The organism is Acidisoma cellulosilyticum (assembly GCF_020621385.1).
Lineage (GTDB): Bacteria > Pseudomonadota > Alphaproteobacteria > Acetobacterales > Acetobacteraceae > Acidisoma > Acidisoma cellulosilyticum.
This window is the reverse complement of record NZ_JAESVA010000002.1, coordinates 544,730-571,469: the sequence shown is the minus strand read 5'-3', so window position 1 is coordinate 571,469 and position 26,740 is coordinate 544,730. Positions and strand designations below refer to the sequence as shown.

Below are 26,740 nucleotides of genomic sequence, written 5' to 3'. Positions count from 1 at the left end.
TCAAGCCTGCGCGGTCTGCGCACGTCCGTCTGAATCATAATCCTGCACGATAGGCGGAACCCAGCCCTGCCGCACGCGCCAATCGCGCGGCAGGTTCGCGAAACGGCCGAGGCTGAGCTTGCCGATATCCGTGAAACTGCAAACCCCGTCCATCACCAGGTCGCGGATCGCGTGACCGGTGGCCGGCGACAGGCCGAAGCCGACGCCGCTCATGGTGGTCACAGTCAGGTTATCGGGCTCCGACAGCCGGTCGATCACCGGGCGCCCGTCCGGCGTATTCTCGATGATCCCGGCCCAGGACCGGATGACGCGCACATGGCCGGCCTTCGGGAAAAGCTCCATCAACCGGCGCGACAGATTTTGCAGCAGCTGGGTGGCGGGACGGCTCATCGGACCGCCTTCGGGGGGGCGGCCGTCTGCCGTGGTATCGGCCAGCCATTCATGCGGCCCGCCGCCATAGGCCAGATTGCCGCGCAACGTCTGCCGGCCGTACAGGCCGTTACCGTCGACGCCGCCGACCTTCATCAGCGGCAGCGGTTCCGTCACGATCATCTCGGCCCGCGCCGGGGCGACGGGCAGATAGACGCCGATCGTCTCCAGCAGCGCGCCGGTCTGCGGGCCGGCGGCGAGCACCAGATGGTCGCAGTCGAAGCGGCCGAGCGAGGTCTCGACGCCCTTCACCTTGCCGGCCTCGACGATGATGGAGGAGACGGCGGTGTGCTGCAGAATGCGGCCGCCGAGATCCTGCAAAGCCCAGGCATAGGCTTGCACGGTGCGCTGCGGATTGGCCTGGCCGCCGAAGTGGTAATAGACCGAGCCCACGACGTTATCGCCGGCGAAGGGCACCAGCTCGCGCGTCTGCTTCGGGTCCAGCGTCTCGTAGCGATAGCCCATGGCGGCGCAGATCTCGCCGTGATCCTGATATTGCGCCAGCTGCCGCTCGGTCAGCGCCATGATGACGCGCTCCTGCCGATGCTCGGTCGGATAGCCCAGCAGCTCATCCATTTGCGGCCAAAGCCGCTGCTCCTCGTTGAAAAGCGGGCTTTGGTAATGGGTGCAGCCGCCGCCATTGCGGCCCGATGCCTCCCAGCCCACGATACCCTTCTCGATGAGCAAAACATCGACGCCGTCCCGCGCCAGCCACCAGGCGGCGCTGAGGCCGGTGACGCCGCCGCCGATGACGATGACCGAGGCATTCTTTTTCATCTCTGACATTCCCCGCACCCCTCAGAAATGCGCCATGCGGCCGGCGCGCTCAGCTTCGCGCTCCGTGCCGATATCGTCATAGGGAATCCATTGGGTGCGGATGCCGAACCAGACGTTCCAGCCTTCGACCATGCCGGGCGTTTCGGAGGCCGCCGCCAGCACGCCGAGGGGCAGCGGGCGCACGGGCGCGCGGTAGCCGGCCAGCGCGATGGAGCCGAGCGGCCGGTCCGTGCCGATCGCCATGATCATCGCCACCTGCTCGCGGCAGCGACGCGCCTGACAGGGGCCCATGCAGGCGCGCGTCAGGCGCTTGATCTGATCCTGACTGACAGGCCCGTCCTCGGCCAGTTGCTTGAGGCTGTTGTGCTTGTCGGTGGGTGCGGCCAGGTAGCGCGGCGGCTGCACGTCCAGCAGGTCGCGGCGCGACACCTCCTCGCAGGAACAGGCGATGACGTCCTGGCCGCCGGTCGTCATCAGCGCGCGCATCCAGTCCATGCGATAGGCGTCCGTGTCGGCAGGCAGCGCGGTCGCTTCTGACGGCACAGCGCTGGCTTGAACATCATGACCGAGCGAGGCGAGGGCGGCGGTTGCCGCCGCCACGCCAGCGGCAGCGGCGTCTGTTCCCAGACCTGCTGCGTCACCGGTGACGAAGACGCCGGCCGGCAGCTTGCCCGGCACGAAAGCCCCTGCCTCGTTCCGCGCAATTTTGGCGCCCGCGACATCGGCGAGGTCGATCACCGGCACGGCCCCGACCGCGAGGCAAATGGTGTCGCAGGCGATGCTGCGGGTCTCGCCACCCGCGACGGGCGCGAGCAGGGCAGCGGTGACGCCCTCGGCATTGCCCAGGGCTTCCAGAATGGCATGGCCGGTGACGATCTCGACGCCACGCGCGATAAGCGCCGAGACATCGGCCTGCGGCGTATCCCGCACTTCGACCAAGGCAGCGACATCATACCCGGCATCCAGTGCCATGGTGGCGGTCGCAACCGCCAGGTCGCCCGTTCCCAGAATGACGATGCGCTGGCCATTGAATGAAGCGTAGGTCTGGATGAGCGCGGTCAGGCCCAGCGCGCCGACCACGCCCGGCGTCTCGAACCCCTTGAAGGCATAGACCAGATCGCGTGCGCCGGTCGCGATGATCAGGCGCCGGAAGCCCACGATCCAGGAGCGGGTCTCGTCCGCCAGACCGACGACGGGTTCAGGCAGGGACCGCAGATTGGGTCCGCCGGTAAAGGCGCCCCAGGCATAGGTGCCGAGCTTGACGTCGATCCCGAGTTCGAACGCTTCTTCCAGGCCAGGATTGGCGGTCAGAACCTGTTCCAGCATGCGGCCCTGGTTCTGCACCGCCGCCGTCCAGCGATTGCCGAAGAGCAGCGGCACATCCATGCCGATCAGCCCGGCGCCGAGCGGATTCTCGTCCACCAGCATCACTTGCGCGCCGGCTTTGGCAGCCGTAATGGCGGCAGCGAGCCCGGCGGCACCCGCGCCGATGACGACGATCTCGGCATGCTCGTCGGCTTTGGTGTGTTTCTCGCCGATGGCGTGAAAGTCGGAAACGACGTCTTCGTCTTCCATCAGACGGCCTCCAGCGCTTGGGTAAGATCGGCGATCAGATCGGCCGCGGTTTCGATGCCGATCGAGACGCGCATGGTGGCGGGGCCGATATGCACGGCCATGCGGAGTTCCTCCGGCACGGCGTAATGGGTGGTCGTGGCCGGGTGACAGATCAAGGTTTCCGTCCCGCCCAGGCTGACCGCGAAGCGCAGTAGGCGGAGCTTGTCCAGAAAGCGGAAGGCGCCGGCCTCACCACCCTCGACATCGAAGGAGAAGGTGGACCCAGGCCCCGCGCATTGCCGGTCATAGACTGCGCGGGCGGCGGAGCCTTCCGCCAGGAAGTCCAGATAGGTGATGCGGATCACCTTGGGATGGTCGCGCAAAAAGCTCGCGATCGTCTTTGCATTGGCAACCGCGCGTTCCGTGCGCAGCGCCATGGTTTCGACCGAGCGCAGCAGCATCCAGCAATTATGCGGATCGGCATGATTGCCGAGCAGCGTGCGCAGCTTCTTGAGGCGGCCGACGAGTGCCGCAGACCCGCTGACGCTGCCGCCCATGAAATCGCTATGCCCGCCGGCATATTTGGTGAGCGAGGTCAGGCAAAGATCGGCGCCGTGTTCCAGCGGGCTCTGCAGGAAGGGACCGAGGAAGGTATTGTCAACCGAGATGATCGGCCGCCGGCCCTGGGCAAGCGCAATCCGGTCCGCCAGCCGGCTGATCAGCGCGATATCGGCAATGGCGCAGGTCGGGTTGGCAGGGCTTTCCACCATGATCAAGGTCAGCGGACCTTTCGCCATGGCAGCATCCGCCACCTGCGCCAGATGAGCCTCATCCACGCCATCGGTAAAGCCGAAGGGATGAACGCCCATCTGCGTCATATGGGTGTTCAGAAACATATCCGTGCCGCCATAGATCGGGCGGCTATGCATGACGCTGTCGCCCGGCCGCAGGAAACACTGGGCGAGGGTGGAGACGGCGGCCATGCCGGAGGAGAACAGGGCGCTGTCCTCGGCACGGTCGAGGGCCGCGATTCGCGTCTGCGCCATGACCAGATTCGGATGGTCGAGGCGGGCATAGATGAAGCCGTTCTTGCCTGACCGCTCCGGCACGTCGCCGTCGAAAAAGGCCTGATGCACGGCGCGCGCCACGGCGGCGGAGGGATAGACGAAGGTCGAAGTCATATAGATCGGCGGCTTGGCCGATCCGTTATGCTCGGCCGGATCGTAGCCGGCGCCGATGGCCAGCGTCTCCAGCGACAAGGCAGGGCCGTCTTTGGGGTCAGCCATGGTCAGACTTTCAAGACAAGATTGGATCGGGGATAGGCGCAGCAGGCCAGGATCTCGCCATCGGCGACTTCGTCATCCTCGATGCCGCCCTGGTGGTTCATCTCAACCGCGCCTTCCAGCTTGGTGATGCGGCAGGTGCCGCAAATGCCGTCGCCGCAGGCATAGGAGATGGGAATGCCGAGCTTGCCGGCGGCCGTCAGCACCGTGTCTTCCGGCCCGATGGCAACGGTCTTGCCGGACGGCTCGAATCGCAGCGTGAAGCCGACAGGCGTCACGCCGGGCTCCGGCTCGGCCTTATGCGTGGTCGCGAGTTCTGGGATCGGGATGGCCAGGAACGCCTCCTTGCGGAAGGCGTCGGCCGTGCCGCCGGCCTGAGCGTGAGCGGTCTCGATCGCCGCCATGAAGCCGGCCGGGCCGCAGCAAAACACCTCCCGCTCTGCAAGATCGGGGGCCATTGCCGCGAAGGTTTCGGCAGAGGGGCGACCCTGCTCGGCGCTCGTCAGCCAGTCAAGCTTCCAGCTGCCAAGCTCGGCCGCGATCGACTCGATCTCGGGCTTGAACAGGAAGTCGGCGGCGCTGCGGGCGAGATGGATGTAATGGACCGGCGTGCGGTCCCCGATATCGCGCAGAAAACGGGCGATGGCGGCCATGGGGGTGGCGCCGCTGCCGGCCGAGACCAGCAGCAGCGGCCGCTCGGGCGGGTGCATCAGGCAGAAAGGTCCGGTCGGCGACCGCGCCGCGATCTCCATCCCGGCTTGCAGATGATGATGCATCCAGGCGCTGCCGGACGCGTTGATCGCATCCGCGCTGGCTTGTGCCTTGATGGTCAGGTCGATCGCGTCTTCCTGCAGCGGGGAGGACGCGATAGTGAAGCAACGCCAGACATGGCCGCTGGCCTGCGGCAGGCGCAGCGTCACGAATTGGCCGGCGTGAAACTGCACGACAGCGCCGCTGACGGGGGCGAAGCGAAAGGTTTTGACGCCGGGGGCTTCCAGCGTCACGCCCAGGCAGCGCAGCAGATCCTCTCCGCCGCGCCAGATCGCCTTGTTCGGCTTGTCCGCCACGCTCAATCGGCGGCCAGAGCGGCGAGCCGGCTTTCGCCCTCGACCTCGTCGATATAGTCCAGCGCCTTGGCGACGTAATAGCTGGTGAAGCGCTGTACCAGAGACTCCGCAACCTCGGAATAAGGGCCGGGGCGATAGCCGGGGCTATCGACGCCACGCTGATTGAGCTCGCAAAGATCGCGATCCTCTATATTGGTCACGTCCCAGAGCTTCACGAGATTTTCCAGGTCGTAGTCGACGCCTTCGACCGCATCCTTGTGAACCAGCCACTTGCCGAGCACGAGGGTTTCCTTCGTGCTGATGGGAATGCAGGTGAACATGAAGGTGAAGTCGCCGGTCGAATGGCAGAAACTATGCGGCTCCAGCGCCCAGCGCAGGCTGCCGATATCGCCGTCGCCGATCGGGCACATCAGCTTGCTGACGGCACGCTGCCCGTCCATGGTCATGGAGACCATGCCTTCGTTGAGCGGGAAACGCGCCGCCTGCCACCAATCGGCTTCGACCGGGGCACCGGCAAGACCCAGTTCCGCCATGCGGGCGTCGAAATTCGCCTCATGATCGCTCACCGTCTCGAAATTGCCCTTGGCATAGATCGGGAATGTGACGGCAAGTTCAGGATGGCGGCCGGCGCAGTGATAGCATTCCCGCGCGTTTTCCATGACCAGCTTCCAGTTCGCCTTTTCCATCAGCGTTGCCTGATGGGCGATCTTGGCGTTCTTGAAGTCATGCGCTGCCAGCATCGGCGCGACCGCGCGGGCATAGGGCGCGAAATCGGGCGGGTTCTCGGCCAGGCAGACATAGACCGTGCCCTCCAGCGTCTCGACATGGATCGGTGCCAGGCCGTGGGCCGAGGCGTCGAAATCATCGCCCATGCGCCCGGCGAAGATGAGCTTGCCGGCGGTATCGTAGGTCCACTGATGATAGGGGCAAACCAGGCGCGCGCTTTTGCCGGAGCCTTCGGGGCAAAGCTCCGCGCCGCGATGACGGCAGGTGTTGTGGAAACCACGCAGCACCCCGTCGCGGCCGCGGATGATGATGACGGGCGCGCCGCCGAGCTTGATGGACTGGTAGCTGCCGCTGGTCGGAAACTCGATCTCGAAACCGATCAGGATCCAGCTGCGGTGAAAGATCGCCTTCTGGTCGAAAGCAAAGACCGCATCATCATTGTAGAGATACTGGGACAAGGAATGACGCGGCGGCCGCGCTTCGAGAGCAGCCTTGATCCGACCGTATTCCGCCATCGCCGATTCTCCGCTTGCGCCTCGATCCCGATCGGTCGCGGCAATGCCGGATATCATGACATGATCCATGGGCAGAGCTGCAAATCGCATTTGTGCATATGGTTATCGAATTTCGGTACCCGCCTCTTTTTTCCGCGGTAGCCCCGCGATTTCCACCTAGCCAGCCGGCCTGGAACCGGTCATAGATTCGGGCGGCGCTTTTGATCCTGGGCTACACGTGTTTCGGTATGCGGGTCTCCGCGCGCCGCGCGCCTCCCCCAAAACAAAAGTCAGTTTGGCCCGCATGTTGCGGGTTGCCAGGTGCGAGGAGAGACCCGATGTCGGTGGGCACGGTTAAGTGGTTTAATGCTACCAAGGGCTATGGCTTCATTCAGCCGGAAGATGGCGGTGCCGATGTGTTTGTGCACATCTCCGCCGTGCAGCGCGCCGGTCTGGGCGGTCTGAATGAAGGCCAGAAGGTCAGCTTCGATCTGGAGCGTGGCCAGAAGGGCAAGATGGCGGCCGTGAACCTCAAGGTCTGACCAGCAAAGGAAAGCGGCCCGTGGCGCGCCGCCGCGGGCCGTGATCTTCGTAAGTTTTTGATGTTTCGTTGTTTCGAGCCAAACTAGCGCAAGATTAAAGTCTAGAATTATCATCGAGATGAGACCGACGGCCAGATCGGGCGTTGTCAGGCGCTCTCTCTTTCTCCCCTCTTATTGATCGATATCAAGGCGAGATCCCTGCGCAGGGTGCAGCATTCTCTTGCGCGGTCAGGACCTGTGTTCCGGACCGATGTCGGAGGGGATCATGCTGCAGGCACGCGATATCATGACGACGCCGGTTGAGACGGTCGGGCCCGACGCCAGGATCGAGACCGTCATAGGGCTGATGGTGGCCGGGCGTTTGTCCGGTGTGCCGGTGGTGACAAAGACCGGCGAGATTATGGGCATCGTGACGGAAGGCGATCTGCTGCGGCGCGTGGAGACCGGCACGGATCACGGGCCTGGCCGCAAGCACATGAATTTTCTCGAATTCCTTGTCGGCAGCGGTAAGGAGATCACGCAATACATCCATAGCCACAGCCGCCGCGTCAGCGATCTGATGACCGAGACCGTCATCACCGTGACAGAAGACACGCCGGTCACGGAGATCGTCAGGTTGATGGAACAGCACAAGGTCCGCCGTCTGCCGGTGGAACAGGCTGGCCGGTTGATCGGCATCGTCTCGCGGTCCGATCTGGTCGTGGCGCTCGGCCGCAAACTGGCCGAGATCGCGCCGGCAGCGGGGTCCGATGCGGAGATCGAGGCGCGTATCCATGGCGCGCTGGAAGCCGCCCCCTGGTTCGCGCAAAGCGATGTCGATGTGCGGGTGGCCGGGGGCATCGCGACCTTGGAGGGCGTCATTCATGACGAGCGGCTCAGGACGGCCATTCGCGTGGCGGTGGAAACCGTCCCGGGCCTGGTCGGATTGGAGGATAAAATCGTCTTCGTGGAACCGATGACCGGCGCTGTCTACCCCACTTGACCGATCGGAGCCTGACCAAAGGTCGCGCCCTAACCAGGGCTGGGCGGCGGGGCGAGCGAAGTCTATAGGCAGAACTCTGTTTCTGTATCGGACCTGCTTTATGTCTTCTGGCGATCTTCGCCCTCTTCTCGTGACCCATAGCGGCAAATTCCATTGTGACGAGGTCTTTGCCTATGCCGTGCTCAAGCTGGCGCTCGGCCTGAAGGCAGCCGGCGAAGACCACCGCCTGCTGCGCACGCGGGACGCAAAGCTGATCGAGACGGGTGATATCGTCTGGGACGTCGGCACCGTTTTCGATCCCGCCCTCAGCCGTTTCGACCATCATCAGCGCGGGGCGCCCACACGCCCGGACGGCACGCCCTATTCCGCCGCCGGTCTGATCTGGCAGGTCTATGGCGCGCAGGCGATTTCCGCTCTTCTCGGGCCGGACGCGGTCGCGGGCATGGCGGCCGCCATTGCGGGGGAACTGGACGAGAGCGTCCTCCGCCGTATCGACGAATTGGATAATGGCGTTTCGCTGCGCGGACCGCTGCAGGATGACGGTCTCGGTCTCGGCCGGCTGATCGGGGATTTCAACCCGACCTGGGACAACCCCACGGCCCGCGGCCCGCAATCCGGGGATGCGGAGTTTCTGGAGGCCGCTGATTTCGCGTCCGGCGTTTTGCGGCGGCGCGTGGATGCGCTCCGTGCCCGGCATTTCGCCGACGGGCTTGTCTTGGCGGCCCATGCGGCGGGCGAGGACCCGCGTATCCTGGTGCTTGCGCAGGGCATGCCCTGGAAGAACACGGTCTTCAGCCGCAATCTGCCGGTCATCTACTGCGTCAGTCAGGCGTCCAACGGCAATTGGATGATCGATACCATGCCGCCGGAGAAGGATTCCTTCGCGCAGCGTGTGCCGCTGCCGGCCGCCTGGGCCGGGCTGGAGCGGGATGCGCTGGCCGCCACGTCCGGTGTGCCGGATGCGGTTTTCGTCCATGTCCGCCGCTTCGTGGGCGCCGCCAAAAGCCGCGACGGGGCCTTGGCCATGGCCCAGCGCGCGCTGGAAATCGGCGAGGCCGAAGCCGAGGCCACGGACAAGGCGCCCGACGCCGGCTGAGCCATCCGGTCTTGCTGCCGATCTTGTCGCCAGCCTTGCGGCCAGTCTTGCGGCCAGTCTTCCGAGGGATCAGAACAACGCGATGCGGCCTGGGCAGGCGCCCGGCGCCGCACGTTTTCTGATACCGGCGGACGGCATGATCAGGTTCCTGAGACGACTATCCTTTGCCTTGGCGGCCTTGCTGATCCTGACGGTCGGTGTCGTCAGCCTTGTCGGGCCGGCGCATTTTCCAAGATTGATGGGCCTGCTGCGCCAAGGGGCGGGGACGGGGCTTACGGTCGGCGGCCCCTTCGCGCTGCTCGATGCCGCGAGCGGAAAGCCCTTCACACAGGACAATCTGCGCGGGCATTGGACGCTCCTCTATTTCGGCTACACCTTCTGCCCCGATATCTGCCCGACCGATCTGGCCAAGGCAGTGCAGGTCTTGACCAGCCTCGGCCCTGACGGGGCGGCCATCACGCCCGTTTTCATCACCGTCGACCCGGCCCGCGATACCCCCAGCGTCATGGACCGCTACGTGGCGCTGTTCAGCCCGCGCCTTGTTGGGCTGACGGGCAGCCAGACGGCGATCGACCAGGCTGAGAGCGATTTTCGCGTCTTCGCCGAGAAGCAGCCGGTGCCCAATGGCGGCAGCGGCGCCTATCTGATGAACCATTCCGCCTTTTTCTATCTGATGAACCCGCAAGGGGAGGCTGCGGCCATTCTGCCGCCGCAGCTGGACGCGACTGGCATGGTGGCGGCCATCCGCCGCGCCATCGGCAAAGCCGCGACCAGCTAGAGTTTGTCTGATTTTAACTGAAGCTTGTCCCTAATATCGTCATGCCCGGCCCCAGAGCCGGGCATCCATTCGTTGGGGCGCCCAAGGACTGGATGACCGGGTCAAGCCCGGCCATGACGGGGCATGGGGTCGTTTCCACCTAAACCTGATGGACTCTAGAGCGATATCCCATCAGGCGAAATCACCCGATGGGAGAGTTTACGTATCGATCAATACGTCAGAGTTTGAGAATCGTCGTGGCATTGCCTGACGCAACGGCGACGCGCTCGGCCTCGCTGATCTTGGCGGTCTTTATCCAGCCCGTCGCGTCCTCGGTCTTCTCGAACGGATAGTCGATCGAGAACATCACCGCTTCCGGTCCGATGGCGTCGAGCGAGCAGCGCAGCGCGCTGTCGGAAAACACGCCCGAGGTGGTGATCCGGATATTCTGACGCACATACTCGGATGGCTTCTTCTTGATGTGGAAGCGCAGATTGGCGGTCGGCAGCCGGCTGTCGAGGCGGGAGAGTTGGATGGGCAAAGTCTCGCCCATATGCCCAAGGATGACGATGGCGCCGGGATAGCGGTCGAAGACGCCACTGAAGATCAGGCGCATGGCGTGGCTGCAGGTCTCCACCGCCCAGCTCCAGACCGGTCCCCACATTTCGGGATGGCCCTCATACATATGGCTTTTATCCGGCGGATTGCCGGGATGGATGTAGATCGGCGCGCCGATCGCCTGCACCCGCTCCCAGAACACGTCGTAGCGGCGATCGTCGAGATAAACGCCGTTGGTCTCGCCATTGATCAGCGCGCCCTTGAAGCCAAGCTGGCGCACGCAGCGTTCCAACTCGTCGGCGGCGCCCGTCGGGTCTTGCAGCGCCAGATGGGCGAAGCCGCCATAGCGGGTCGGCTGCTTTTGTATTTCCTGGGCAAGCCGGTCGTTGCAAAGGCGCGCGAGCTTGGTGGCTTTGGCTATATCCGGTTCGATCTGCACACCGGGGCCGGACAAGGACAGCACGACGAAATCGACGCCGTTCTTGTCCATGACATCCAGCCGTCCTTGGCCGAAATCCGACAGGATCGGCACCGCCATGTCGAACAGCGCCGGATTGATGTTCTGCTTGGTCTCGCCCAGATAGCCGAGGAATTCCGGGAACATGAAATGCTCTTCCAGCCCAACGATGCGAAGCGGGCTATCTGATTGCGCCGCTGCCTCATGCCCCGTCGCCGCCGCCATTAACAGGCCGGCGGCCGGTGCCTTGGTCATCAGGTTGCGTTTGGATATCTGCATCGCCATGGCAGGGGCCCCCGGTCGCCGATGATCATGCCGTTTCTTATAGAGAACGAAAGCGGTGTCGTCAGGTGGGGTGGTTGGCTAGCGCCGTTGCAGATCCAGCGCCGCCGCGTCCCGCAGAATGGCATGGGCGGCCAGCGTATAGGCCGGGCCGTCATGCAGGATCAGCCCAGGTAGCATCCGGCATTCCGCGCGTCCGCCCTTGGTCGCCTGAACCAGCAGCATCTTCGCCTCCCGTGCCGGGCGCGGCCAGAGCGGGAAGAGTACGGGCGATCCGCAGCCCCCGGCGCCGAGGGCGGCCAGCGCTTCCGGGATCATGCGGGACGGCAGGATGAGGGTGATGGTGCCACGCGGCTTCAGCCTTGGCGCAAGCCGGGCAATCCACCGCTCCAGCAACCCGTCCTCGGCCATCTTCGCTCGCTCGCGCAGGCCGTCCGCCGGATGCGTGCCTGATGCGTCATGCCAGGGCGGATTGCTGAGGATATGATCGAAGGGTTCGGCACCCAGCAGGCGGGGCAGGGGGCTGGCGGCGACATCGGCGCAGAGGGCGGCAAGACCGCTATATCCATTGGCCGCGAAATTCGCCGCCGCCAGCGCCGCCATGGCGGGTTCGATCTCAAGGCCGATGCCGTGCAGGCCACCGATCCGCCGTTCAAGGCATAACAGCCCCGCGCCCGCGCCTGTGCCTGCCTCCAGCACGCGCTCGCCCGGCCGGGCCGGCACGCTGGCGGCCAGAAAAACCGGTTCGATTCCCGTCCGATAGCCATCTTTCGGTTGTGTGTAACGGATCCTGCCGCCGAGCAGATAGCCTTGGGTGGCGGCCGGCGGCGGCACTTCAGCCTCCATGGCCGGCCTGCCTCTCGGCACGCCTGGCCAAGCCGCCCCGAGCTTGGGCAGTAGCGACAGCGAGCGTTTTGTGCGATGGCGAAGCCGGCTGGCGATAACCCGGCCGGCGGAGCGCCCCGTTTTCGGGCTCCGATCGACCTGCGTTAGGAAGGGCTTCAGTTTGGGCATGAATGCCGACGTTACAACTTCCAACCAAGATGATGCGGCCCTGGCCGCGCCGCGCGATGCTTTGACGAAGCTGGCGGCTTTGCTCCAGGCGGATATGGAAGCCTGCAATCAAGCCATCGTCACCCGGATGGATAGTCCGGTGGCGCTGATCGGCCAGGTGGCAGCCCATATCGTGGCGGCCGGCGGCAAGCGCCTGCGCCCGCTGCTGACGCTCGCCGCCGCGCGCATGTGCGGCTATGCCGGCGGTCAGCGGCATGTCCATCTCGCCGCCTGTGTCGAGTTCATCCATACCGCGACCCTGTTGCACGATGACGTCGTGGATGAAAGCAAGTTGCGCCGGGGTCTGGACTCCGCCAATGCGATTTTCGACAATAAGACGCCGATCCTGGTGGGCGATTTCATGTTCGCCCGCGCCTTCCAGCTGATGGTGGATGACGGGTCCCTGCATGTGCTGCACATCCTGTGCTCGGCTTCGGCCACGATCGCCGAGGGCGAGGTTCTGCAGCTTGTCACCCAGCATGATCTGACGACGACCGAGGCGCGCTATCTGGACGTCGTGCGCGGCAAGACCGCCGCCCTTTTCGCCGCCGCCGCCCAGGTCGGTGCTGTGGTCGCCGAGCGCCCTGTGGCTGAGGAGACGGCGCTCGCGAGCTACGGTCTGGATCTCGGCATCGCCTTCCAGCTGGTCGATGACGCGCTGGACTACGCGGCGGACGAGGCCGTGCTGGGCAAGACCGTCGGTGATGACTTCCGCGAGGGCAAGGTCACGCTGCCGGTGCTGATCGCCTATGCCGAGGGGACGGAGGAGGCGCGAGCCTTCTGGCGTCGGACGCTGGAAGACGGGCAGCAGACCGAGGACGATCTGCCGCATGCCATGCAGTTGCTGAAACGTCATCAGGCGATCGAGAAGACGCTCGACCGGGCCGCCGGTTTCGTGCGCAGCGCGCAGGAAGCGCTGACGATTTTCCCGCCCTCCGCATTACGTGACGCGCTGATGGATGTAGCCAACTACACGATTAAACGGGTCCATTGACGCACCGCGCGGCCAGACCCACCTTTGCCTCAGGCTCGATGACCGCTTTTGAAAAGGGTGACTTCCATGGCTGCCAAGCCGATGCATAATCACAAGACCCATAATGACCTGGAGAGCAACGCGAAAACGGTTGCGATCTCCATTCTGAACGCGCGCCTGGCCGATATGATCGACCTCGCGCTGATCACCAAGCAGGCGCATTGGAACCTCAAGGGTCCGCGCTTCATCATGATCCATGAAATGCTGGACGGTTTCCGCGATCAGATCGACGAGCATGTCGATACCGTCGCCGAACGAGTGGTCCAGCTTGGCGGCACCGCGCTCGGCACCACGCAGGTGGTGGACGCGCAGTCCACGGTCCCGGCCTATCCCACGAACATCTACAAGGTCGAGGATCACCTGGCCGCGCTGATCGAGCGTTACGGCCTGGTCGCCAATGCGACCCGCAAGGCGATCGATGAGACGGCCGATGCCGGCGACGCCAATACCGCCGATATCTTCACCGCCGCCTCGCGCGACATGGACAAGGCATTGTGGTTCCTGGAAGCGCATACGCAGGAACCCGCGTAACGCCACCCGACGACAGCGCTGTGAGACGGGGCGGGCCGGATCAGCAGATCCGGCCCGTTTCATTTGCCGCGAAGGGTTGATGCCCCTTCGTCCCCAATCCGCATCATTCCGCCCCGTAACCTAACTATATTGTAGCAAATTCACTGTCCCGGAGTGCTGGGCATGCCCGGCACTTCGCGCTATGCCCAAGGCATGGACGCAAAAAAGAAAGCTGCAACCGCCTGGCTGCGACAGCAGAGCACGCAGGGCCGCAAGGCGGCGTCGGGTGCGATCGCATTCGGTCTTCTCGGCACCCTTTTCGGCGTCATTCAGGCGGCGGCCGCCGCCGATCTTCTCCGCGCCATGATCGTGCGGGACGACCAGCCGGTTCTGCTGGCCGCGATCGTCTTTGGCCTGGCCGCCGTGCTGCGCGGCCTCATGGGCCTGGGCGCGGATGCGGCAGGCTTCGCGGCCGGGGCGGCCGGCCGGCGCCGCTTGCGCAGCGAAACGCTCAGCCGCCTGCTTTCCATCGGGCCCAGCCTGCTGCGTCAGGGCCATAGCGCGCATCTGGCCGGTATCGTGGTCGACCGCATCGAAGCGCTGGACGGTTTCTTCGCGCGCTGGATCCCGGCCGCCATGCTGGCGATTCTGGCGCCGCTGATGATCGTCATCGTCGCGGGCATCGCCGACCCGATCGCGGCCGTCATCCTGCTGGCCTGCGGCATTTTCGTGCCCTTCGCCCAGGCTGTCGCCGGTATCGGCGCGGCCATCGCCGCGCGGTCCCAGCTTGCCGCCATGATGCGTCTCGAATCCCGTTTCCTGGATCGTATTCGCGGCATCGGCACCATCGTGCTTGCCGGACGGGCGGAGGATGAGGCCAAGGCGTTGCGCGTCGCGGCGGATGAGCTGCGTGTCCGCACCATGCGCGTGCTGCGTACCGCCTTCCTGTCCTCGGCCGCCCTTGATCTGGCTGCGGCCGTGGCCCTTGTCGGCATTGCGATCCAGCAGGGCGATCTCATCCTGCATGCCCCGCATGGGTCAGAGATGGCAGCGCAATCCGGCCGCGCGCTGTTCCTGCTGCTGCTGGTGCCCGAGATGTTCGCGCCGCTGCGCGCCTTCGCGCTGGCCTATCAGGACCGAGGGGCCGGTGTGGCCGCCGCGGAAGCGCTGATCGCGCTGCCCGAGGCCGATACCGATTCGCGCTTCATCGCCGAGCCGCCGGCAGCCGCCCCGGTGACGGTCGCGGCGCATGGCATCAGCGTCGCTTTCGAGGATGTCCACCTGACCTGGGACAAGGCGCGCGGCCCGGCGCTGGACGGCGTCAGCTTCCGCCTGCCGGCCGGTGGCGCCGTGATCCTGGCGGGCGTCTCGGGTGCCGGCAAATCGACCGTCATCGAAATTCTGCTCGGCTTCGTCCGGCCCGATCATGGCCGCGTCCTGCTGAACGGCATGGATATGGGCAGCATCGTGCCGCAGGCGCTCGCCCGACTCACCGCCTGGATCGGCCAGAAGCCGGTGATCTTCGCGACCACGATCCGCGACAATATCCGCTTCGCGAAGCCGGAGGCGAGTGCGACGGAACTGGCCGAAGCTGTCCGCCTCGCCAGCATGGATAGTTTCCTGGAGGAATTGCCGGACGGTTTGGACACGATGATCGGCGAGGGCGGGTTCGGCCTGTCGGGCGGGCAGGTGCAGCGCATCGCCATTGCGCGCGCCTTCCTCAAGAACGCGCCGCTGCTGCTGCTGGACGAGCCGACGGCGCATCTGGATCCGGCGACCGAGGCGGAGGTGCTGGAAAGCCTGCGGCGCCTCGCGGTCGGCCGCACCGTCATCATGGCGAGTCACTCGACACAGGCCCATATGCTGACCGGCCGCCGTCTGAACATGGCGGCAGGACGTTTGCTCGCGGGCGATGCCCAGAAGGGAGTCGCCTGATGCAGGATATTCTCGCGATATTCCGTTTGTGGAAGGCCAGAACCGGCTGGATGGCCGCCGGGATCATCCTGTCGCTGCTGGCGGTGCTGGCCGGTCTGCTCATGATGGCCCTGGCCGGCCGTCTGACGGCGGTGGCGGTCCTGGCCGGCGTAATCGCAACGCCCGTCCTGCTGCGGGTCGCCGGCGTGGCGCGCGTCATTCTGCGCTATGCCGAGCGCGTGGTGACGCATGAGGCAACCTTCCGCGCACTCGCCGATATCCGGGTCTGGTTCTTTGGCGGCATCGCCCAGCGCCTGGCCGGCGGCCTTGGTCTCGCCCGCAGCGGCGACGTGCTGAGCCGTGCGGTGAGCGACGTCGAATCGCTCGACGGTCTCTATTCTCGCATTCTGGTGCCGCTGGCGGGCGCTGTTCTTGTGCTGCCGGTGCTGGTCGTGGTGCTGGCGCTGCATAGCGCCGCCCTGGCCATCATCGTGGGCGTGCTCTTCGCGCTCTCCGCCTTCCTGTTGCCGGTGCTGGCCGCCCGTGGCACGGCCTCCGCCGGGCAGCGTCTGGCCGGCAATCTCTCCAGCCTGCGGGTAACGGTGCTGGACGCCATAACCGGTTTGCGCGAAGTGCGCGTCTTCGGCGCCGAAGGCCGGATGCTGGCCGCCGTTCAGGCGCGCGAGGCCAATTTGCTGGCGGCCCAGCGCGATGTCGCGAAATTTGCCCGGCTCGCGCAGCTTGCCTCCTTCCTGCTGGCGCAGGCAGCGATCCTCGCCGTGCTGGTCGGCCTCGGTGCCCCGGCCCCGGCGGCGGTCGCGGCTGCCTTCCTGACGATCGCGGCTTTCGAGACGGTGGGCGGGCTGCCCCGCGCCGGGGCGCTGGCGGGCTATGCCATGGCCGGCGCCCGCCGTGTCCGCCACGCTGCCACCGCGCCGCTGCTGTCCCCGGACCCCGACCAGCCGCGGTCGTTGCCGGTCGATTCGACGCTGCGATTCGAAGGCGTGCGCTTCCGCTGGCAGCCTGAGCGGACGCCCGTGCTGGATGGACTGACGATGGAGATCCCGGGCGGATCGCGGGTCGCCATCCTCGGTCCCTCCGGCTCAGGCAAATCGACGCTGGCGCAACTCGCCTTGCGGCTTGTGGAACCCGAGGAAGGGCGCATTCTGCTCGGCGGTGTCGATATCACCGAGTTGAAGGCGGCCGACCTCCGCGCCCGTGTGGCACTGTTGAGTCAGGCGACGCATCTGTTCGACGATACCATCCGCGCCAATCTGCTGCTTGCCCGGCCGGACGCGGATGAGCGTGCGCTGTGGGCGGCGCTCGATGCCGCGCAGATCGGCGACATGGTCAGGGCGCTGCCCGAAAAGCTCGATACCTGGGTGGGTGAGGGCGGCTATCGCTTCTCGGGCGGCCAGGGCCGGCGCCTGGCGCTTGCCCGCGTGCTGCTGTCGCCCGCGCTGGTCGTGATCCTGGACGAGCCCTGCGCTGGGTTGGATATGGAGACCGAGCAGGCTTTCCTGGCGACGCTGAACGATCTCGGCCGCGGCCGCACCTTCGTTCTCATCGCGCATCGGCTGCTGGGAGGGGAGAAGCTGGACCGGATCTGGCGCATTTCAGGCCAGCATGCGGTCGCGGCCACCGCCTGAAGGCGTCGCCGCAAGCCGTTTAATTCCTTCAAACCTCACGGTTTTACGCGGCCCTCCCTTGACGGAGGCCGCGCTCTCAGGCCCCATCGCGCCAACCTAGTATGGAGCCCAATTCATGCGCCGCAGAGCCGCCTTTCTTGCCTTGTCCCTGATCGGCCTCAGCGGCTGCGCGGCGGTCACCCAGCAATATCATCCGGCCGAGCCGAAATTCGTCGTCTTCTATAGCCCCTGGGGCGCGACGCTGGACGCTAAGGGCCTCGCGGTCGTGTCACAGGCGGCTCAGGCCGCGTTGAAGGACCCGGCCTCGACCGTGCAGGTCGTGGGCTTCGCCAGCACCGTCGGGACGGATGCCGACAATCAGGCATTGTCCGAACAGCGGGCGAGCAATGTGCTGAACCAGATCGTGGCTGACGGCGTGCCGGCCAGCCGCGTCACCAGCATGGCGCGCGGGGCGACCACCTATGAGTTGAGCCCGATCGAGGCACGCCGGGTTGAGATCGACATCATCCACGCCGGCTTCTAGAGTTTGTCTGATTTTAACTGAAGCTTGTCCCGAATATCGTCATGCCCGGCCCCAGAGCCGGGCATCCATTCGTTGGGGCGCCCAAGGACTGGATGACCGGGTCAAGCCCGGCCATGACGGGGCAAGGGGTCGTTTCCACCTAAACCTGACGGACTCTAATCCGTTCTTTTTTCTCCAAGCCTGTGCGCGGGCCTCAGTGCAGGCTTGCGTCCGGCACCCTGAAAACGGCATGAAGGCAACAGGATAGCGCGTCTTCCTGGAGTGGAACTTTATGTCGTTTGCGATCTCGATCAAGCGGCGGGTGCGGGCTTCGATCCCGCCTCTGATCTTCCTGGCGGTGGCGAGCTATTTCGCATGGAACGCCACGCGCGGGGATCGCGGTCTGGTCGCCCAGCAGCAGGATCGGCTCGATCTCGTGGCGGCCCAGGCCCAGCTCGCCCATGCCAATGAAGATGTCGCGCAGTGGCAGAACCGCCTTCAAGGGATCGGCGGGCGCACGCTTGATCTGGATGCGCTGGATGGGCAGGCGCGCAGCATGCTCAACCTGGTCGACCCTGCCGATCGCGTCGTCATGATGGGCAATGGCACGGCCGCCAGCGGATTGCCGGCCGCCGATCCGGGCTCCGTCATCGCGCCGGCACCGATGCCGACGACGACCGCCGGACAGTAGCGCGCGTCCGCGTCCTTCCCGATTTGCCATGAGAAAAGGGGCCGCGAGGCCCCTTTTGCTTGTATCCGGCGTTGTCCTCCCGGCCCGAAGGCCAGGAGGAGCGGAGCGGAAAATCAGCCCTCCATATCCTCGGCGATCAGGCGCAGCGTCTGCGGCGACTTGCTTTTGAGGATCGAGAACCAGATGAAGCCGATCACCATGTAGAGGATGAACAGCGGCGGCAGCCAGTTGTACGGGGCGGCCGGGAAGGGCACGACGCTGCCGTAGATGACGAAGGCCATCAGGGCGGCACCGACGACGCCATACAGCATGTGCTGCGGTTGCAGCTTGCCGGAACGGTAGAGGTCGACCGGGGCGGTCACGCAGACGCCGAAATAGACGACCACGAAGCCGTAGGTCGCGATGGTGCCGGTGAGACCGAACCCGTTGAGGAAGCCTTCGGGCAGCAGCAGCAGCACCAGCACCAGCACGATGGCGGCCGAGGCCAGAACGGCCACATGCGGCGTCTTATGGACCCCATGGACCAGGCCCATGGAGCGGTGCAGGAACTGATAGCGGCCCATGGAATACAGCATGCGCGAGCTGGCATTGATGCAGGCCAGCGCGCAGGCGAAGCCTGAGATCATGGCGGCGAAATAGACGACGGCGGCGGCCCAGGGCAGACCGGCCTTGGTCGTCATATCCGCGAAGGGCGAGGAGGAGCTGCCGATGGCGGCCGCGTTGTCGCCCATGCCCATGACCATGCAATAGGACATGATGCAGAAGAAGATGCCGGCGACAGCCGCGCTGCCGATGATGGCGATCGGCACATTGCGCTGCGGATTGGCGGATTCCTTCGCCAGTGTCGCGGCACTTTCGAAACCGACGAAGCTGAAGACGGCGAAGGTCAGCGCCGACATCACGCCGCCGAACTTCATATGGCTGACGTCCAGCTGGGTGCTGTCGACAATCGTGCCGTGCTTGCCGACGACGACGGCGGTGATCAGGATGATGATGCCGATGGACAGCGTCTCCATCACCAGGCCGACGCGCGACGACATCTGAATATCGCGATAGGCGGCGTAGGTGACGAGGCCGAGGAACAGCACCGTGAAGACCACGAGGATCGGGGTCGACAGGCTGGCGTGGAACACGGTCAGGAAGTTCGACAGGAAGATCGGGAAGCCGAAGACGACCGCGACGGCGGTGGTGATATAGGCAAGGATCATCGCCCAGCCGGCCAGCGCGCCCGTCATCGGGCCGAAGTTGCGGCCGATATAGACGAAGTAGGAACCGGCCTCGGGGTGGCGCTTCGCGAGAGACGCGATGCAGGCACCGACGAAGACAAGACCGATCGTCGCAATCAGATAGGACAGCCATGACCCGACGCCGGCCAGGCCGGCCACGACGGTGATGTTCAGTGCTGGCGTCAGCGTCGGTGCAATATTGGCGATGGACTGGCCGATCGTTTCGATCAGGCTCAAAGCACCATGCTTCAGCTGCGCCTTCGCCGGGGCGGCGTTAAGGTCGGTGGCGGCCACCATGAGGCTCGTCTCCTTGGTAAAATAAACGTGCGTCGAAAACCGAGTATTCTCGACGTCTCACAGCATTGGCAAGAGTTGTTTCGTCATAAAAACCGACGAAGATTCGGGACAAAAGCGACACAGCGCAGTTGATATGTCAGTGCTGCCGCCGCTTGTCTTATCCGCAGCAGCCGGAATTCGCGTGGCGGCTTTCGCTATTGACGCTCTCCGCGACATTGATCGCCGGATTGCCGTTGAAAAACCCTGTCGGCATCAGCTTGAATCCGGTCGAGATGCAAGGCTGCACGGGAAAATCCTCGACGCGCACCGAGTGATGCAGGCCGAAGACGTGCCACAGCACGACGCTTTCATTCTCGATCGCGCGGTCCTTGGCCACGAAATCGGCGATGCCGCCCTGGCCGTCCGAATGGTTCATGAAGTCGCCGGCGGGAAAGCGTTCCTCGGCATCATGTGCCGAGACCCAGAGATGGTTTTCGACGAAGTTGGAGCGCTTGCCCGAAGGTCCTGACGGTACCAGGAAAGACGTCACGGTATTCGTCGGCATCAGCTTATAGGCGGTGGGCTGCCCGACGGCATTGGTGACGTTGGGATTTGTCACCTTCCAATAGCGCTGGCTGGCCAGATTGGCGCGGCGGCTGCCCTCCAACTCCGTTTTGAACGCCGTCTGCGTCTCAAAGAAGGCGTTGCCGTAAGGATTGTTCTCCTCCGTCTCCGCCTGCGTATTGCATTCGACGACGGTATTCTTCTCGCCGTCGATCGCCATGTCGAGGCGCGCGCAAAAGATATGCTGATGGATCTGCCCGGCGACGCCGGGCGAGACCTCGGTCTCATACTTGCTGGGCTTGCCCGGCTCGATGCCGACGGTGTTGATGATGCCGGTCGCTTTCATCTCGAACTCGATCTCACCGGACTGGTTGAAATACCAGTATTGGGCATATTCGTAGTTGCCGACGGTGCAGATGCAGGAGATGACGAGTTTGCGGCCACGACGCACCTGCGTGCGCTCGGTGCGGAAATCCCAGTGCTTCCACAGGATGCCGCTATCTTCCTCATGAATGCAGATCGCCTTCTCGATCGAGAAGATATCGCCTGCCATGGTATTCATATGCACGTCCAGATACTGGATCACGCCCAAGCAGTCGCAGCCGAGTTTCAGCGAATTGGCAAGCTTGCCCAGACCGTATTCGCCGATGTCGAAAACATTCTTGCGGAAATGCCCACGATCGGGGGAGCCGTAGGGCACCACCATCTCGACCAGCGACGCGCGGTTGACCAGCGGCCGTCCGTCGAAACGAATGTCGTTCAGCACCAGCCCTTCGCGTGCATTGAAGCCGATCGAGACGGACCAGCGATCCCAGGTGAGGTGATGACCGTCCAGCACGAAGCTGACGCCCTCGGGCTGGACGATATGCAAGGGTGTCAATGGCGGCAGGGTGTCGGTGAGGAATTTGCTGTCGTAATTGACTTCCGTCATCGCGATCGGCGGCCCGGCACGGTCATCGACGCGAATGACCTCGCCCGTCTTGACGTCAACGACGGCATTCAGCCCTTCGATCGGATGCGCATAGAAGGCTTCGTCCTCATAAAGGCGCAGCCAGGCGAAGGTATGACACAGCAGGCGGCCGTCCTCCTCGGCATAGCCGAAATTGCCGGCCGACCAGGGATCGACGCAAACCTGTTCCATATCGGTGATGCCGCGTTTCGCGCAGGCTGCGATGAAGCGCGCATCGCCCTTCACCCAGCCTTCCACCAGCATGAACTGTTCAAGCTGGATCATCGGCCGCGCGGCGGGCAGATGCGTGCGCGTGAGGATGGATTTCTCGTCGAGCGAGACGGTCAGTTTCCAAACGCCGGCTAAGTCACTGTGAAAGACGTTGGCGCGGGCGCGGCGACTGATGGGGGCACCGCTCTCATCAGCCGCCTGTCCGTTCACGATCGCGCTTTTCGGCGGATCCATCGCCTCGATCGTTTCGAACAGCACCGCATCGCCGAAGGCGGTGTCGGCCTTGATGATCGCGACGACAGCGCGGATTTCAGACGGGCTCAGCGGTTCCAGCAGCGCACGATAGGCGGGGACGGTCGCCGCCGATAGGGAGGCGTGAGAAGCGATGTCATCCACAGGCCGAACTCCTCATGACCAAGATTCCGCCGTGGCGGTCAAACTGTATTCAAGCAAACCCTGTGCCAGCCGTTGCAGGATCGTTGATTTGTGGTGCTCGGCCCCCTGGCAACTGCGGCTGCCGCGCCCATATCAGGATTGTTGCAGCATCAGGGAGGAGTGCGGGATGACCAGCCATGTCGATCATGCCAAGCATAAAAAGCCACATGCTTCGCAGAAATCCCGCGTTGAGCCTGTGGCGCAATCCGCCGGCGGTGAGCCTGACGGACGGCCGACGCCCGTGCATCACACGCCGCATGTCGGTCCGGAGGATGAACCCAAAGGGCATCCGAACAGCGACCGCTTTCAGACCGAGCAGGCCGCGCGCCCCGCGAAGGGCAAGCATTGAACCTTGCCTAGTCAGGCGGCGCCTGTGCCTGACAAAGAAGCGTTTCACACCTTTGCCGGTCTCGCGGGCGCGCGAAATGCATGGGCGACGAAACCTGTGGGTCATGCCACTATAGCTGTATGAGCGCGACCGCCTTGCCCATGCCGGACAGCCCTGCCGCAATCCCTGTGCTGCTCATTCGCGTCGCAGGGCAAGCCATGGCTGTGCGACAGCGCGATATCGCCGAAATTCTGCCACTGCCCCGCCTTGCCGCCGTGCCGGAGGCGCCGCCGATCCTCGCCGGGGCCTTCTCCCTCGGCGGTACGGCCGTCTTCGTGCTGCCGATGAGCCATCTGCTGGCCTTGGCGGGCCCCGCCGAGGGGACGGCGCTCTACCACCACCTGCTGCTTCTGCCGGCCCAGCGTGGGGAAGCGCGTTTCGCGCTCCGCGTCGATCGGGTGACGGATATCGTCTTGGCCGAACCGCAGCCGCTGCCGAAGGGCGAAAGTTTCAACGATTGTGTGGAGGCCGAGATCGGCCAAGGTGGCGGCCTTTTGCCGCTGCTGTCGGTTTCCCGGCTGATCACCGTCTATGAGCGCGAGAGGCTGCAGGCTTTTGCCTTGCGCGACAGCACGCGCGCCGCGATCTTTCGACCAGGGGAGCCGGGCTGATGCTGGCGCCCAAGCCAGTCCCTACAAACGATAAAGGCTTCGCGGCGCTGAAAGACGCGATCATCGCGCGCACCGGCCATCATTATTACGTCGACAAGGATTACCTGCTGCGCGACCGGCTGGACCGCAGGCTGGCGGCCACAGGCTGCGCCAGTCTGGCGGATTATCTGGCGCTGCTCGGCCAACCCAAGCGCGGGGCCTTGGAATGGCAGGAACTGGAAGCCGAGATCACCATCGGCGAGACGTTTTTTTTCCGCCATCAGGAGCAATTCGCGGCCCTGCGTGACGTGATCTTTCCCGATTTGATCCGCACGAATACCCATCGCCGGGCCCTGCGTATCTGGAGTGCCGGCTGCGCGGTCGGCGCCGAGCCCTATTCGATCGCGATCCTGCTGGAGCGCCTTCTGGGTGCTGCGCTGCGAGACTGGACGATCGAGATCCTCGGCAGTGACATCAGCGCGCGCGCCTTGGACCAAGCGCGGGCAGGTGTCTTCACGGACTGGGCTTTGCGCGGCATGCCGGCTGCCGAGCGCGCGCGAGATTTTACCGCCATGCCGGATCGCAGGCATTGGCGCATCGCCGACCGTCACCGCCTGCGGCTGCGGTTCGTCCAGCATAACCTGCTGAGCCTGCCGGCCGAGGGCGGCAGCGCCGATTGGGCCGGTTTCGACCTCATCCTTTGCCGTAACGTGCTGATCTATTTCGCGCCGGCGCGCATTGCGCCGACGCTTTCGGCGCTTTCCCACTGTCTCTCGCCCACCGGCTGGCTGATGGTCGGCCATTCGGATGCCATCGCCGCCCTGCCGCGCCATCTGCGGGTGGTGGAACTGGCGGGCACCATGGCGTTCCGTCGTCCGGACCGGTCGGAAGCGGCACCTCCGCGCTTCCCCTGGCAGCCAAACCTGCTGCGACCGGCCGAGGCATCAGGGCCAGGGTCTGAGGTACGACGCTTGCCCATCCCGCCATTGCCGCCCGCGGAAGTCTCGGCCTTTCAACCTGAGCCGGGGCGCCGGACGGCGCCGCCTTTGGCCGTCATCCGGGCGCTTGCCGACGCGGGTCGATTGACCGAGGCCGCTGTCGCTTGCCGCTTGGCGATCGAGGCGGCCCCGCTGGACGCCCGGCTGCATCTGTATGACGGCATCATCGCCCAGGCCGGCGGGGATGGCGCTGCGGCAGAGGCGGCGCTGCGCCGCGCCGTCTATCTTGCCGGTGATTTGACCATGGCGCATTACCACCTCGGTCTGCTGCTGCTGGACGGTCCTGCGCCGGAGGCCGGACGGCGGAGTATGGCGCAGGTGATCCGGCTCTGCGCCGCTCTGCCGCAGGATGCGGTCTTGCTGGAAAGCGACGGGCTGACCCCGCGCGAATTGGTTGAACAAGTGCGGTTGCGGTTAAGGGCATGGCGCGGCTGATGCACGACAAAGGGCAGGGGTCATGAACCGCCAGGAAGAGCGCGCCAATGCGATTCTGGACCTGCGCACCCGCGCGCTGGCCGAGCGGCCGGGCGGGATCACGATCGAGACGCCGAAACGCGCTTTGATCGTCGTGACCGTTGGGGCAAGCCTGCTCGGTATCGACATCGCCGAGGTCGTTGCCGCCATTCCGTTCGAGGGCTGCGCGCGCATGCCGATGCGCGAACCGGCGGTTCTGGGCGTGATCGGCCGTGGCGGCCGGTTCTACAGCGTCATCGGCATGCGCCGCATGCTGGCCTTGTCCACGGCCGAGGACAATGCGACCGGTGGCCCGGATCACCTGTTGCTCCTTCGCGGCGGCGCGCCGCACCTGGCGCTTGCCGTGGACCGTGTGCTCGGCCGGTTCGATTTGGCCGGCGGCGGTGGCAGCTTCGATTTGGATGGCAGGTTGGTCGCATTCTTTGATCCGGAAACGCTGCGCAGCCGCTTCGGCCGTCCTGCCCCCGACGCCCATCCCTGATCGCCGGACGAAACAGAATCCCGCAGCGGCGCGCCGCTGTTTCAGACGAGTGGAGTGACCGCCTTGACCATCGCCGCCCGGCTTTTCCTCGGTTTTCTGATCAGCATCCTGCTGCTGATCGGTGTCGGCGTCTTCGCGCTCAACCGCATCGGCACGGTGCGGGACACGACGGTCGCCATCATCAACCACGATATCTGGGCCTATCGCGCCTTTCAGAACATCCTTCAGGGGCAGATCACGCTGCTGGAAGCCAGGCGCGCGATCATCGTCGACTTCATGCAGGAGAAGCAGACGGTCGCGCCGGTCAATCCGGATGCCACGCCGCCGTCCATCGCCGCGGCAGTCACCCAGTGGCGGGCGCTGGCCGCCGATTTCAGTAGCCAGTTGAACAAGACCGTGGCCGTCACGGCAGAGAATGAGCAGCAGGCGGCGGCGGTCGGCAATGGCGTCCGCGCCGATAGCTGGCGCGGCATCACGGCCATCCTGCAGCAGGCGCAGCGGCAGTTCGAGCAGCTGCAGTCGGATTCGCTGACCGAGTTCAACGCGGTCGAGCAGGGCGATTCCCTGACCGTGATGGCGTCAGAGCCGAAGCTTGTCGATGACAACAAAGTCTTCGGCAAGACGCTATCCCAGGCGGTCGATGCGCTGGCCGCCGGCAGCAGCGCGGGCGTTACCCGTATCGGTGAGCTTTATGCGGAGGGCCGCATGCTGCTGATATGGGCGGTGGTCGTCGCTGTGGTGCTGCTGATCCTGATCGCCTGGATCATCCTCCGCTCCATTATCCGGCCGCTGGAAGCCTTTACGGGCTTTGCCGAGCGCGTCGGCCTGGGCGATCTGACCGGCGATCCGCTGCGGGTGGGCCGGGACGAACTCGGCCGGCTCGGCAAGACGCTGAACGGCATGGCGGAAAGCCTGCGGGACGTCAGCCTGCAAAGCCGGCAGCTGACCAGCACGCTCAATGCCTCGGCCGCGCAGATCCGCGCCTCGACCCAGGAACAGGCGGCGAGCGTGGAGCAGCAGCTGGCGGCCTTGCAGGAGACGGCGGCGACGGCGGATGAGATCACCCATTCCGGCGCCCGCATCTCCACCCGCGCGCAGGAGGTCATCCAGGTCGCGCAGCAGGCCGTGCAGACCAGCGCCAATGGTCTCAATGCTGTCGGCGAGGCCGTGCGGGCCATGGACGCGATCCGTGAGCAGGGCGAGGTCGTGGCCGCCAATATCGTCGCGCTGAGCGAAAAAACCCAGGCAATCGGCGAGATCATCTCGACCGTCAACGACGTCTCGGAACGCGCGCATCTGCTTGCCTTGAATGCGGCGATCGAGGCAGCGGCGGCGGGCGAGAACGGGCGCAGCTTCGCGGTCGTGGCGTCGGAGCTGAAGGTGCTGGCCGATCAGGCCAAGGAGGCGACGGTGCAGGTGCGCTCGCTCCTCGGCGAAATTCAGCGCGGCATCAATTCCTCGGTGATGATGACGGAGGAGGCGGTCAAGCGCGTGGCGGTCGGGCGGGAAAGGTCGGACGTGACCGAGCGGACTATCGAGGCGATTACGGCCAGCGTTCAGGAAAGCGTGCAGACCTTTCAGCAGATCGTCGCCTCCACCAACCAGCAGCAGATCGGTATCGAACAGGTCATGGGCGCGCTGCAGAATATCCGTCAGGCCAGCCAGCAGACGGCGGCCGGCACGCGGGAATTGGATGTCGCGGCCAGCAGCCTCGCGGAGCTCGCCGGTCAGCTTATGACCCTCGGCGACCGCTACAAGATCTGAGCGGCGAG

24 protein-coding genes are annotated in these 26,740 nt (G+C 65.0%); 15 read left to right on the top strand and 9 right to left on the bottom strand.

The features are described 5' to 3' along the window. Genes ACELLULO517_RS07035 through ACELLULO517_RS07015 form a run of 5 tightly spaced genes read right to left on the bottom strand, consistent with a single transcriptional unit; the run spans position 1 to position 6,351 of the window. Positions 1 to 1,206 (bottom strand): NAD(P)/FAD-dependent oxidoreductase, encoded by a 1,206-nt coding sequence (locus ACELLULO517_RS07035; RefSeq protein ID WP_227306591.1) that lies wholly within the window; start codon positions 1,204 to 1,206, stop codon positions 1 to 3. A 21-nt stretch (positions 1,207 to 1,227) separates the two neighbouring features. After that, a complete protein-coding gene (locus ACELLULO517_RS07030; RefSeq protein ID WP_227306590.1) occupies positions 1,228 to 2,781 on the bottom strand; it encodes an FAD-dependent oxidoreductase in 1,554 nt (517 codons plus the stop codon). After that, on the bottom strand, positions 2,781 to 4,046 hold the full coding sequence (locus ACELLULO517_RS07025; RefSeq protein WP_227306589.1) for a cystathionine gamma-synthase family protein: 1,266 nt from the start codon (positions 4,044 to 4,046) through the stop codon (positions 2,781 to 2,783). Before ACELLULO517_RS07025 ends, ACELLULO517_RS07030 begins: the two co-directional genes overlap by 1 nt. Before the next feature lie 2 nt (positions 4,047 to 4,048). After that, positions 4,049 to 5,110, bottom strand: a complete 1,062-nt coding sequence (locus tag ACELLULO517_RS07020; RefSeq protein ID WP_227306588.1) for a flavin reductase family protein — start codon at positions 5,108 to 5,110, stop codon at positions 4,049 to 4,051. A gap of 2 nt (positions 5,111 to 5,112) precedes the next feature. Further along, positions 5,113 to 6,351, bottom strand: coding sequence for an aromatic ring-hydroxylating oxygenase subunit alpha (locus ACELLULO517_RS07015; RefSeq protein ID WP_227306587.1), 1,239 nt, complete (start codon positions 6,349 to 6,351; stop codon positions 5,113 to 5,115). Between the two features lie 317 nt (positions 6,352 to 6,668). Between ACELLULO517_RS07015 and ACELLULO517_RS07010 the strand changes: the two genes are divergently transcribed. The 4 genes from ACELLULO517_RS07010 to ACELLULO517_RS06995 all read left to right on the top strand — a co-directional run bounded on the left by ACELLULO517_RS07010 (position 6,669) and on the right by ACELLULO517_RS06995 (position 9,728). Further along, entirely contained in the window at positions 6,669 to 6,872 is a 204-nt protein-coding gene (locus tag ACELLULO517_RS07010; RefSeq protein WP_227306586.1) for a cold-shock protein, read from the top strand. 265 nt (positions 6,873 to 7,137) lie between these two features. Then, positions 7,138 to 7,854, top strand: coding sequence for a CBS domain-containing protein (locus ACELLULO517_RS07005; RefSeq protein WP_227306585.1), 717 nt, complete (start codon positions 7,138 to 7,140; stop codon positions 7,852 to 7,854). 100 nt (positions 7,855 to 7,954) lie between these two features. After that, positions 7,955 to 8,950: an MYG1 family protein gene (locus tag ACELLULO517_RS07000; RefSeq protein ID WP_227306584.1), complete on the top strand. Its 996-nt coding sequence runs from the start codon at positions 7,955 to 7,957 to the stop codon at positions 8,948 to 8,950. Positions 8,951 to 9,032: 82 nt separating this feature from the next. Then, the gene (locus ACELLULO517_RS06995) at positions 9,033 to 9,728 is read left to right on the top strand and encodes an SCO family protein (protein ID WP_227306583.1); all 696 of its coding nucleotides are present in this window, start codon (positions 9,033 to 9,035) and stop codon (positions 9,726 to 9,728) included. Between the two features lie 217 nt (positions 9,729 to 9,945). Here the strand turns inward: ACELLULO517_RS06995 and ACELLULO517_RS06990 are convergent, their stop codons facing one another. Next, positions 9,946 to 11,007, bottom strand: a complete 1,062-nt coding sequence (locus tag ACELLULO517_RS06990; protein WP_227306582.1) for an amidohydrolase family protein — start codon at positions 11,005 to 11,007, stop codon at positions 9,946 to 9,948. A gap of 78 nt (positions 11,008 to 11,085) precedes the next feature. Beyond that, positions 11,086 to 12,018, bottom strand: coding sequence for a tRNA1(Val) (adenine(37)-N6)-methyltransferase (locus tag ACELLULO517_RS06985; protein WP_227306581.1), 933 nt, complete (start codon positions 12,016 to 12,018; stop codon positions 11,086 to 11,088). Between ACELLULO517_RS06985 and ACELLULO517_RS06980 the strand changes: the two genes are divergently transcribed. The 6 genes from ACELLULO517_RS06980 to ACELLULO517_RS06955 all read left to right on the top strand — a co-directional run bounded on the left by ACELLULO517_RS06980 (position 12,017) and on the right by ACELLULO517_RS06955 (position 18,356). After that, positions 12,017 to 13,051: a polyprenyl synthetase family protein gene (locus ACELLULO517_RS06980; RefSeq protein ID WP_227306580.1), complete on the top strand. Its 1,035-nt coding sequence runs from the start codon at positions 12,017 to 12,019 to the stop codon at positions 13,049 to 13,051. The genes ACELLULO517_RS06985 and ACELLULO517_RS06980 overlap by 2 nt on opposite strands. A gap of 66 nt (positions 13,052 to 13,117) precedes the next feature. Continuing rightward, entirely contained in the window at positions 13,118 to 13,621 is a 504-nt protein-coding gene (gene dps / locus ACELLULO517_RS06975) for a DNA starvation/stationary phase protection protein Dps (protein WP_227306579.1), read from the top strand. A 192-nt stretch (positions 13,622 to 13,813) separates the two neighbouring features. After that, complete coding sequence (gene cydD, locus ACELLULO517_RS06970) at positions 13,814 to 15,535, top strand: thiol reductant ABC exporter subunit CydD (protein ID WP_227306922.1); 1,722 nt, start codon at positions 13,814 to 13,816, stop codon at positions 15,533 to 15,535. Then, positions 15,535 to 17,163, top strand: coding sequence for a thiol reductant ABC exporter subunit CydC (gene cydC, locus ACELLULO517_RS06965; RefSeq protein WP_227306578.1), 1,629 nt, complete (start codon positions 15,535 to 15,537; stop codon positions 17,161 to 17,163). The genes cydD and cydC overlap by 1 nt, the downstream gene beginning before the upstream one ends. 115 nt (positions 17,164 to 17,278) lie before the next feature. Next, entirely contained in the window at positions 17,279 to 17,686 is a 408-nt protein-coding gene (locus tag ACELLULO517_RS06960; protein ID WP_227306577.1) for an OmpA family protein, read from the top strand. A gap of 271 nt (positions 17,687 to 17,957) precedes the next feature. Further along, positions 17,958 to 18,356 (top strand): FtsB family cell division protein, encoded by a 399-nt coding sequence (locus tag ACELLULO517_RS06955; RefSeq protein ID WP_227306576.1) that lies wholly within the window; start codon positions 17,958 to 17,960, stop codon positions 18,354 to 18,356. 113 nt (positions 18,357 to 18,469) lie between these two features. Here ACELLULO517_RS06955 and ACELLULO517_RS06950 read toward each other — a convergent pair whose 3' ends face one another. Further along, positions 18,470 to 19,879, bottom strand: a complete 1,410-nt coding sequence (locus tag ACELLULO517_RS06950) for an APC family permease (protein ID WP_227306575.1) — start codon at positions 19,877 to 19,879, stop codon at positions 18,470 to 18,472. A 157-nt stretch (positions 19,880 to 20,036) separates the two neighbouring features. Next, the gene (locus ACELLULO517_RS06945) at positions 20,037 to 21,998 is read right to left on the bottom strand and encodes a primary-amine oxidase (protein WP_319796417.1); all 1,962 of its coding nucleotides are present in this window, start codon (positions 21,996 to 21,998) and stop codon (positions 20,037 to 20,039) included. 166 nt (positions 21,999 to 22,164) lie between these two features. Between ACELLULO517_RS06945 and ACELLULO517_RS06940 the strand changes: the two genes are divergently transcribed. The 5 genes from ACELLULO517_RS06940 (at position 22,165) to ACELLULO517_RS06920 (ending at position 26,732) form a co-directional block, all read left to right on the top strand. Then, positions 22,165 to 22,386, top strand: coding sequence for a hypothetical protein (locus ACELLULO517_RS06940; protein WP_227306574.1), 222 nt, complete (start codon positions 22,165 to 22,167; stop codon positions 22,384 to 22,386). Positions 22,387 to 22,505: 119 nt separating this feature from the next. Further along, the gene (locus tag ACELLULO517_RS06935) at positions 22,506 to 23,036 is read left to right on the top strand and encodes a chemotaxis protein CheW (protein WP_227306573.1); all 531 of its coding nucleotides are present in this window, start codon (positions 22,506 to 22,508) and stop codon (positions 23,034 to 23,036) included. Beyond that, positions 23,036 to 24,448 (top strand): CheR family methyltransferase, encoded by a 1,413-nt coding sequence (locus ACELLULO517_RS06930; RefSeq protein WP_227306572.1) that lies wholly within the window; start codon positions 23,036 to 23,038, stop codon positions 24,446 to 24,448. Before ACELLULO517_RS06935 ends, ACELLULO517_RS06930 begins: the two co-directional genes overlap by 1 nt. Before the next feature lie 22 nt (positions 24,449 to 24,470). After that, entirely contained in the window at positions 24,471 to 24,968 is a 498-nt protein-coding gene (locus ACELLULO517_RS06925) for a chemotaxis protein CheW (protein WP_227306571.1), read from the top strand. A gap of 63 nt (positions 24,969 to 25,031) precedes the next feature. Beyond that, positions 25,032 to 26,732, top strand: a complete 1,701-nt coding sequence (locus ACELLULO517_RS06920) for a methyl-accepting chemotaxis protein (protein WP_227306570.1) — start codon at positions 25,032 to 25,034, stop codon at positions 26,730 to 26,732. Positions 26,733 to 26,740: the final 8 nt, after the last annotated feature.

Coding starts and splice junctions, on each gene's coding strand:
- ACELLULO517_RS07035 (WP_227306591.1), bottom strand. CDS start 1,206: ATGAAAAAGAATGCCTCGGTCATCGTCATCGGCGGCGGCGTCACCGGC.
- ACELLULO517_RS07030 (WP_227306590.1), bottom strand. CDS start 2,781: ATGGAAGACGAAGACGTCGTTTCCGACTTTCACGCCATCGGCGAGAAA.
- ACELLULO517_RS07025 (WP_227306589.1), bottom strand. CDS start 4,046: ATGGCTGACCCCAAAGACGGCCCTGCCTTGTCGCTGGAGACGCTGGCC.
- ACELLULO517_RS07015 (WP_227306587.1), bottom strand. CDS start 6,351: ATGGCGGAATACGGTCGGATCAAGGCTGCTCTCGAAGCGCGGCCGCCG.
- ACELLULO517_RS07010 (WP_227306586.1), top strand. CDS start 6,669: ATGTCGGTGGGCACGGTTAAGTGGTTTAATGCTACCAAGGGCTATGGC.
- ACELLULO517_RS07005 (WP_227306585.1), top strand. CDS start 7,138: ATGCTGCAGGCACGCGATATCATGACGACGCCGGTTGAGACGGTCGGG.
- ACELLULO517_RS07000 (WP_227306584.1), top strand. CDS start 7,955: ATGTCTTCTGGCGATCTTCGCCCTCTTCTCGTGACCCATAGCGGCAAA.
- ACELLULO517_RS06995 (WP_227306583.1), top strand. CDS start 9,033: ATGCGGCCTGGGCAGGCGCCCGGCGCCGCACGTTTTCTGATACCGGCG.
- ACELLULO517_RS06990 (WP_227306582.1), bottom strand. CDS start 11,007: ATGGCGATGCAGATATCCAAACGCAACCTGATGACCAAGGCACCGGCC.
- ACELLULO517_RS06980 (WP_227306580.1), top strand. CDS start 12,017: ATGAATGCCGACGTTACAACTTCCAACCAAGATGATGCGGCCCTGGCC.
- ACELLULO517_RS06985 (WP_227306581.1), bottom strand. CDS start 12,018: ATGCCCAAACTGAAGCCCTTCCTAACGCAGGTCGATCGGAGCCCGAAA.
- dps (WP_227306579.1), top strand. CDS start 13,118: ATGGCTGCCAAGCCGATGCATAATCACAAGACCCATAATGACCTGGAG.
- cydD (WP_227306922.1), top strand. CDS start 13,814: ATGGACGCAAAAAAGAAAGCTGCAACCGCCTGGCTGCGACAGCAGAGC.
- cydC (WP_227306578.1), top strand. CDS start 15,535: ATGCAGGATATTCTCGCGATATTCCGTTTGTGGAAGGCCAGAACCGGC.
- ACELLULO517_RS06960 (WP_227306577.1), top strand. CDS start 17,279: ATGCGCCGCAGAGCCGCCTTTCTTGCCTTGTCCCTGATCGGCCTCAGC.
- ACELLULO517_RS06955 (WP_227306576.1), top strand. CDS start 17,958: ATGTCGTTTGCGATCTCGATCAAGCGGCGGGTGCGGGCTTCGATCCCG.
- ACELLULO517_RS06950 (WP_227306575.1), bottom strand. CDS start 19,879: ATGGTGGCCGCCACCGACCTTAACGCCGCCCCGGCGAAGGCGCAGCTG.
- ACELLULO517_RS06940 (WP_227306574.1), top strand. CDS start 22,165: ATGACCAGCCATGTCGATCATGCCAAGCATAAAAAGCCACATGCTTCG.
- ACELLULO517_RS06935 (WP_227306573.1), top strand. CDS start 22,506: ATGAGCGCGACCGCCTTGCCCATGCCGGACAGCCCTGCCGCAATCCCT.
- ACELLULO517_RS06930 (WP_227306572.1), top strand. CDS start 23,036: ATGCTGGCGCCCAAGCCAGTCCCTACAAACGATAAAGGCTTCGCGGCG.
- ACELLULO517_RS06925 (WP_227306571.1), top strand. CDS start 24,471: ATGAACCGCCAGGAAGAGCGCGCCAATGCGATTCTGGACCTGCGCACC.